Origin of the sequence: Bacillus sanguinis, assembly GCF_018332475.1 — a bacterium.
Lineage (GTDB): Bacteria > Bacillota > Bacilli > Bacillales > Bacillaceae_G > Bacillus_A > Bacillus_A sanguinis.
The window spans coordinates 25,574-33,392 of sequence record NZ_BOQB01000149.1 but is presented as its reverse complement, the minus strand read 5'-3'; the positions used below and the strand labels follow the sequence as shown (position 1 = coordinate 33,392).

At 36.3% G+C, this 7,819-nt stretch carries 8 protein-coding genes; 7 read left to right on the top strand and 1 reads right to left on the bottom strand.

Annotated elements, in window-relative coordinates; translation table 11 throughout:
* Positions 1 to 262 precede the first annotated feature (262 nt).
* From citZ to KI369_RS16800, 4 genes are all read left to right on the top strand, one after another.
* Positions 263 to 1,411 (top strand): citrate synthase, encoded by a 1,149-nt coding sequence (gene citZ / locus KI369_RS16815; RefSeq protein ID WP_212956696.1) that lies wholly within the window; start codon positions 263 to 265, stop codon positions 1,409 to 1,411.
* Positions 1,412 to 1,571: 160 nt separating this feature from the next.
* Entirely contained in the window at positions 1,572 to 2,864 is a 1,293-nt protein-coding gene (gene icd, locus KI369_RS16810; RefSeq protein ID WP_000206898.1) for an NADP-dependent isocitrate dehydrogenase, read from the top strand.
* Between the two features lie 19 nt (positions 2,865 to 2,883).
* A complete protein-coding gene (gene mdh / locus KI369_RS16805; protein ID WP_000153232.1) occupies positions 2,884 to 3,822 on the top strand; it encodes a malate dehydrogenase in 939 nt (312 codons plus the stop codon).
* A gap of 216 nt (positions 3,823 to 4,038) precedes the next feature.
* Positions 4,039 to 4,512, top strand: a complete 474-nt coding sequence (locus tag KI369_RS16800; protein ID WP_000914178.1) for a MaoC family dehydratase — start codon at positions 4,039 to 4,041, stop codon at positions 4,510 to 4,512.
* A gap of 56 nt (positions 4,513 to 4,568) precedes the next feature.
* On the opposite strand, the gene KI369_RS29680 is transcribed toward KI369_RS16800, so the two are convergent.
* Positions 4,569 to 4,700, bottom strand: a complete 132-nt coding sequence (locus tag KI369_RS29680) for a hypothetical protein (RefSeq protein WP_001241581.1) — start codon at positions 4,698 to 4,700, stop codon at positions 4,569 to 4,571.
* Between the two features lie 101 nt (positions 4,701 to 4,801).
* Here KI369_RS29680 and KI369_RS16795 point away from each other — a divergent pair, with 101 nt between their 5' ends.
* From KI369_RS16795 to phoR, 3 genes are all read left to right on the top strand, one after another.
* On the top strand, positions 4,802 to 5,038 hold the full coding sequence (locus tag KI369_RS16795) for a hypothetical protein (RefSeq protein WP_212956695.1): 237 nt from the start codon (positions 4,802 to 4,804) through the stop codon (positions 5,036 to 5,038).
* A gap of 162 nt (positions 5,039 to 5,200) precedes the next feature.
* A complete protein-coding gene (gene phoP, locus KI369_RS16790) occupies positions 5,201 to 5,920 on the top strand; it encodes a response regulator transcription factor (protein WP_212956694.1) in 720 nt (239 codons plus the stop codon).
* Positions 5,913 to 7,676: a two-component system histidine kinase PnpS gene (gene phoR, locus KI369_RS16785; protein WP_212956693.1), complete on the top strand. Its 1,764-nt coding sequence runs from the start codon at positions 5,913 to 5,915 to the stop codon at positions 7,674 to 7,676. The genes phoP and phoR overlap by 8 nt, the downstream gene beginning before the upstream one ends.
* Positions 7,677 to 7,819 lie beyond the last annotated feature (143 nt).

Below are 7,819 nucleotides of genomic sequence, written 5' to 3'. Positions count from 1 at the left end.
AAAAACAACATAAAACAATTTTATAATGATATTGTTTTATGTTGTTTTTATCATAAAACTCTTCGGGATTCATTTTCCTCACTAACTTGTTGTTTTGAGCGTGAGGATTCGGGGAGACATTCACGCTCATGCTTTCCATGTAGACAATGGACATAAGAGGGGAACATCGTAACAAATTTGCATGAACGTGCATTTTGCTTGCCTAAAGAGTGAACGGGCGTTCATAATTCAAAAGGGAAGCAAATAGATATAAGGAGCAAGGTTGGGAGAATTTTCAGGAAAAGGAGAGAATGTCATGACTGTTATTCGAGGTTTAGAAGGGGTAGTAGCAACAACATCATCTGTGAGCTCTATTATTGATGATACATTAACTTATGTTGGGTATAATATTGATGATTTAGCGGAGAATGCTACATTTGAAGAAGTAGTGTACTTATTATGGCATCGCAAGCTTCCTAACGAACAAGAACTAGCGAAATTTAAAGAGATTGTATCGGAATACTATAAAGTACCAGGTGAGATTTTAACATATTTGAAACAAGTAGATTTAAAAATTGCACATCCGATGTCTGTTTTACGAACTGCAATTTCCATGCTATCATTATACGATGAGAGCGCTGAAATTATGGATGAAAAGTCCAATTATTTGAAAGCGGTTAAATTGCAGGCTCAAGTGGGAACTTTAGTTGCTGCTTATGCAAGAATTCGTAAAGGTTTAGATGTTATTGAGCCTAGAAATGATTTATCTTTAGCTGCAAACTTCTTGTACATGTTAAATGATCGCGAGCCAAATGAAGTTGAAATTGAAGCTTTTGATAAGGCGCTTGTACTTCACGCAGATCATGAGTTAAACGCTTCTACATTTACTGCACGCGTTTGTGTAGCTACACTATCAGATGTATATTCTGGTATTACAGCAGCAATCGGCGCGTTAAAAGGCCCTCTTCACGGCGGGGCAAATGAAAATGTAATGAAGATGCTAACTGAAATTGGCGAAGAAGAAAATGTAGAATCATATATTCATAATGCTCTTCAAAATAAAGTGAAAATCATGGGCTTTGGCCACCGTGTATATGAGCAGGGTGATCCGCGTGCAAAACATTTACGCGAAATGTCTAAGCGATTATGCGTGCTTTTAGGAGAAGACAAATGGTATAATATGTCTATCAAAATTGAAGACATTGTAACAAAAGAAAAAGGTCTTCCACCAAATGTTGATTTCTATTCAGCTTCTGTATACCATTGTTTAGGAATTGACCATGACTTATTTACACCTATCTTTGCAATTAGCCGTATGTCAGGCTGGTTAGCTCATATTCTAGAACAATATGAAAATAACCGTTTAATCCGTCCGCGTGCTGATTATAATGGTCCAACACATCAAGTGTACGTTCCAATTGCACAACGATAAGCGAAAAACACTATTTTGATAGTGAAAATACGCTTTCAAAAGTCTGATTTTTTCGGAAAGATGTAATGATTAGAATATTTTAATTTGACTAACGGTTTGAACTGAGGGGTTATTCCCTCAGTTTCATACATATGAAATTTCAAACATGGGGGTTATCACATTGACGACAGGTGAAAAAATTACTGTAACTAATGGTGTTATGAATGTACCAAACAATCCGATTATTCCATTTATCGAAGGAGATGGAATTGGTCCTGATATTTGGGCAGCTGCATCTCGTGTACTAGAAGCAGCAGTTGAAAAAGCTTATGACGGTGAGAAGAAAATCGTTTGGAAAGAAGTGCTTGCAGGGGAAAAAGCATTCAACCAAACAGGCGAGTGGTTACCAGAAGAAACTTTAAATTTAATCCGTGAGTATTTAATCGCGATTAAAGGCCCACTTACAACTCCAGTTGGCGGTGGTATTCGTTCTCTAAACGTAGCACTTCGTCAAGAATTAGATTTATATGTATGTCTACGTCCAGTTCGTTATTTTGAAGGTGTTCCTTCACCTGTAAAACGTCCGGAAGATACTGATATGGTTATTTTCCGTGAGAATACAGAAGACATTTATGCTGGAATTGAATATGCACAAGGATCTCCAGAAGCAGAAAAAGTTCTTGCTTTCTTAAAAGAGGCAATGGGTGTTAATAAAATCCGCTTCCCAGAAACATCTGGTATTGGTATTAAACCAATCTCTGAAGAAGGGACAAAGCGTCTTGTTCGTGCTGCAATTCAATATGCAATTAACGAGAAACGCTCTTCTGTTACATTAGTTCATAAAGGAAACATTATGAAATTTACAGAAGGTGCTTTCAAAAACTGGGGTTACGAAGTAGCGGAACAAGAATTTGGCGACAAAGTATTCACTTGGGCTGAATATGACCGTATTGTTGAGAAAGATGGTAAAGATGCAGCGAATAAAGCGATGGCAGACGCTGAAGTGGCTGGAAAAATCATCGTAAAAGATTCTATTGCAGACATCTTCTTACAACAAATTTTAACTCGTCCACGTGAGTTCGATGTTGTTGCAACAATGAACTTAAACGGAGACTACATCTCTGATGCACTTGCTGCACAAGTAGGTGGAATTGGTATTGCACCTGGTGCAAACATTAACTATGTGACTGGACATGCTATCTTTGAAGCTACACACGGTACAGCTCCAAAATATGCAGGTTTAGATAAAGTAAACCCATCTTCAGTTCTTCTTTCTGGTGTATTATTATTAGAGCACTTAGGATGGAACGAAGCTGCGAAATTAGTAACTGCTTCTGTTGAGAAAACAATTGCTTCAAAAGTAGTAACTTATGATTTCGCACGCTTAATGGAAGGTGCAACAGAAGTGAAATGTTCTGAGTTCGCTAATGAACTGATTAAAAACATGGATGTAGCGATAATCAAAAACGCATAATTAAAGCGGGGGGTAAATTATGACAATCAAACGCAAGAAAGTTTCAGTCATCGGTGCAGGATTTACAGGAGCAACAACGGCATTCTTATTAGCACAAAAAGAACTTGCAGATGTTGTATTAGTGGACATTCCACAACTGGAAAATCCAACAAAAGGGAAAGCGTTAGATATGTTAGAAGCGAGCCCAGTACAAGGTTTTGATGCTAACATTATTGGAACATCTGATTACGCAGATACTGCTGATTCTGACGTTGTCGTTATTACAGCAGGTATTGCACGTAAGCCTGGTATGAGCCGTGATGACTTAGTAGCAACAAACTCTAAAATTATGAAAAGTATTACGCGCGACATTGCAAAACATTCACCAAATGCGATTATTGTTGTATTAACAAATCCAGTTGATGCAATGACATATTCTGTATTTAAAGAAGCAGGATTCCCGAAAGAGCGTGTTATTGGTCAATCGGGCGTATTAGATACAGCTCGTTTCCGTACATTTATTGCACAAGAATTAAATCTTTCTGTGAAAGACATTACAGGATTTGTTCTTGGTGGCCACGGTGACGATATGGTACCTCTTGTACGTTATTCTTATGCAGGTGGCATTCCGTTAGAAACTTTAATTCCGAAAGAGCGTTTAGAAGCAATCGTAGAACGTACCCGTAAAGGTGGCGGCGAAATTGTAGGCTTATTAGGAAACGGTAGTGCATATTACGCACCAGCTGCTTCTTTAGTTGAAATGACAGAAGCAATCTTAAAAGATCAACGCCGTGTATTACCGGCTATTGCGTACCTTGAAGGTGAATATGGTTATAGCGACCTTTACTTAGGGGTACCAGTAATTCTAGGTGGTAACGGAATTGAAAAAATTATTGAATTAGAACTTCTTGCAGATGAAAAAGAAGCGTTAGATCGCTCTGTAGAATCTGTACGTAATGTTATGAAGGTTCTTGTTTAATAATTAAATATAAGCGGAAAAAGATTCGGGGCCCCGAATCTTTTTCTACTATATATGCAAATGTTTTTTTGAAATAACATGAAAACGCTATCATTTGGTGTATCCTATAATGAAACTATAGATTTATACTATACATTGCCCTCATCATAGTAAAATTCGGATCAAGTATCGCTTTTAGTAGGATAATAAGGTGAAAAAATCGGAGGGGATTGTAACATGTTAAAGAAAAAAGTTCAAATTGGTCGTAAAATGGATGAAATTACAGTAGGGGAGAAATTATCTATTACTGAAAAAATTGAGGATAAAGATTTGTTATTGTACTTAGGGTTAACAAATGATGCCAATCCATTGTATATTCAGCATGATTACGCATCCCAAACTCCGTATGAAAAGCCGATTGTACCAAGCATTATGCTAACGGGAATGATTACAACGGCAGTTACGAAATATTTACCAGGTCCAGGTAGTCATATTACAAGGAAGGACCTTACGTTCGTGAAGCATGTTCACCATTATGAAACGTTACAAATCCACTTTGAAGTAGTGGCTGTTTCCGAGGAGGAACATACAATTGATATGCTTGTATCTGCGCATGATGAAAAAGGAGATACTGTTGTGAAAGGCTCATTAACAGTAACACCACCTTATAAATCTGTTTCCATTATGGAAAAAGCATTGGATAATTTTTAAAAAGTAAAAATATGAATAGCGCTAGCATACCTTTCTATAAGGTGCTAGCGCTATTTTTAGTTGAAGAATCCTTGCGTGAATCCTTCGGCGAAATCGGAACAACCTGTTTTAATCGTATCCCAGCTTGGGGCGTTGAATGTAAGAATGCACGTTACTATTAAAGATAGAATAGGTAGTACTAGTCGCATAATGGGGTCTCCTTATCTTCTATATTATAATTTTTAGATTAACAATATTTACTATATAGTGACTTGATAATTGAAGTCAATTGAAGGAGTCGTTTTTTAAGATGAAATGGAAACGTGAAGACATAATCTTTGAAACGATAAGAGAAGCTGAAGTGTGGGCCGATTCGCTCGCGAATGAAATGTACGGGAGAGTATTTGATGGATATGAAACACCAGATTATAAAATAGCGTATGCTCTTTCGTTTTTCTTAGCGCAAAATCAAGATTTTAAAGTTCATACGGAAGTGAGCTTTAAGGAAGAGAGAGAAATCTATAAAGTTTGGCAAAATCCTGTGTAGTTGCAGGCGAGGTGTAATTACGTCTATTTTCTTAATTCTACACAAACGAACTCCATGAATAGACAATTATATTGAGAGGGACCTTGTTTTCTAGTATGATGAGAATAACGGGGAAAATACTAGGATGAAGAAGGTTTCAAGTCTATAACTTGGAGGAAAAGAATGAACAATCGTATTTTAGTAGTTGATGATGAAGAATTTATCTTAACTTTAATTGAATTTAATCTACAACAAGCTGGGTTTGAAGTTATAACAGCGATGGATGGAGAAATGGCGCTTCAAAAAGCGACAACAGAACGCCCAGATTTAATTATATTAGATTTAATGCTTCCGAAAATGGATGGTATGGAAGTGTGTAAAGAATTACGATTGCAGCGCGTTATGACGCCGATTTTAATGTTAACAGCAAAAGATGATGAATTTGATAAGGTGCTAGGTCTTGAACTTGGGGCAGATGATTATATGACGAAGCCATTTAGCCCGAGGGAAGTTGTCGCACGTGTGAAAGCAATTTTGCGCCGCACGAAATTACAACAAGAAGAACAAGTGAAAGAAGCGTTAGATGAAGAGAGCATCACAATTGCTGAACTTAAAATTTTGCCGGAATTTTATGAGGCTTATTTCCAAGGAAGAAAGCTTGAATTAACACCAAAAGAATTTGAACTACTTGTTTATCTTGCGAAAAATAAAAGTCGCGTGTTGACACGTGATCAATTATTAAGTGCTGTATGGAACTATGATTTTGCTGGTGATACACGAATTGTTGACGTTCATATTAGCCATTTGCGCGATAAAATTGAACAAAATACGAAAAAACCGACGTACATTAAAACGATACGTGGTTTAGGATATAAATTAGAGGAGCCAAAAGGGGATGAATAAATTTCGTTCCAGGCTTCTTTTTACATTTGTTTCTCTTATTGTATTTATTTTAGTTGGACTAGGTTTATTGCTAGAAACGGTGTTTGAAAACTACTATATAGATCATGCCAAAGAGAGAATGGTAAAAGAGACAGAGTATGTTGCGGTATTAGCAGAAGAACAAGGTTTTGATGATGTTTTAAAAAATCCATATGTATTTGAAAAGTTAGAAGAAAAAATACAGGCTTCTATTGCATTTGTAGATGAAAAAAAGAAAGTGCAATATAGCGGCGGAGAACAGTCTGCTTTTAGTCAAAGGATAATGAAAGAACTTTCTTCTGAAACAACAAAACAAAGAAACAAAGTCATTACGAAAGAAACAGATCAGAATAATGAATTTTACCATGCGGTATTCGTTCAAGATGTAGCGGGGAAACAAGGGTACATTTTGGTGAAAAGTACAATTGAGCCTTTGAAAGCAGTTCATCAAAAAACGTGGGGATTATTAATTATCGGATTTGTTATCGCGTGTCTCGTAGTCGTATTTTTAGGTATGAAAATTACAGGGCAATATATTAGGCCAATTGAATCCGTTACGAAAGTTGCTATCGAATTAGCAAAGGGAAATTATAAAGCACGCGCTTATGAAAGTCATTCGGATGAAACGGGAATGTTAAGTAAAGCGATTAATATTTTAGCACGTAATTTACAAGAGATGACACTTGAACAAGAAATGCAACAAGATCGTCTGCATACGTTAATTGAAAATATGGGAAGCGGAATGATTTTAATTGATAGCCGCGGTTATATAAATCTTGTAAATCGTTCGTATAAGGAGACTTTCCACGTAACAGATGAAGAATATTTAGATCGTTTATATTATGAGTCGTTTCATCATACAGAAATTATAGAGCTCGTGGAAGAAATCTTTATGACAGAAGTGAAAGTGCGTAAACAAATGTTATTGCCTCTTGGAATTGAGCGAAAGCATTTCGAAGTATATGGAGCACCGATTATCGGGACGAACCATGAATGGAAAGGAATTGTCCTTGTATTCCATGACATTACTGAGCTAAAGAAATTAGAACAAATGAGAAAAGACTTTTTAGCGAATGTTTCTCATGAACTAAAGACACCGATTACTTCTATTAAAGGTTTTTCAGAAACGCTCTTGGATGGAGCTATGGATAATAAAAAATTCTGCGAACATTTCTTGCACATTATTTTAAAAGAAAGTGAACGCATGCAAGGGTTAATTGAAGATTTATTAGATCTATCAAAGATTGAGCAACAAGGATTTAAATTGAGTATGGGGACCGTTGATATGAAGGGACTTCTTGAAGACATTCATATGGTACTTGATAACAAAGCAGGAGAAAAAGAAATCTCTTTACAAGTAAATACGCTAAAACGGGTTTCTGTCATTGGAGATCCAAGTCGTTTGAAGCAAATCTTTATTAATTTAATGAATAATGCAATCGTATATACGCCGGCTGGAGGCATTGTTTCTGTAGAATTAGCAGAAGATAAATATAATGCTTATATAAAAGTTTCTGATACTGGAATTGGTATTAGTAAAGATGAAATTCCGCGTATTTTTGAACGCTTTTACCGAGTGGATAAGGCGAGAAGTAGAAATACTGGTGGTACAGGCCTTGGATTATCGATTGTAAAGCATTTGGTCGAGGCGCATCACGGTACGATTACAGTGGATAGTGAAGTTGGGGAAGGAACAACATTTACAGTTGTTTTACCAAAATCAGCAACTGAAAAATAGGATGAAGGATGTTTACAATATATTAACATTGGCTTAATTAAATATTAATAAAGCTCTGTTAATATAATACATGAAAACCCCTTCATCCAAGGAGTAATTTTGGACGAGAATAGTTATGCTGTTCTCGTCACTTCCCTTTTATG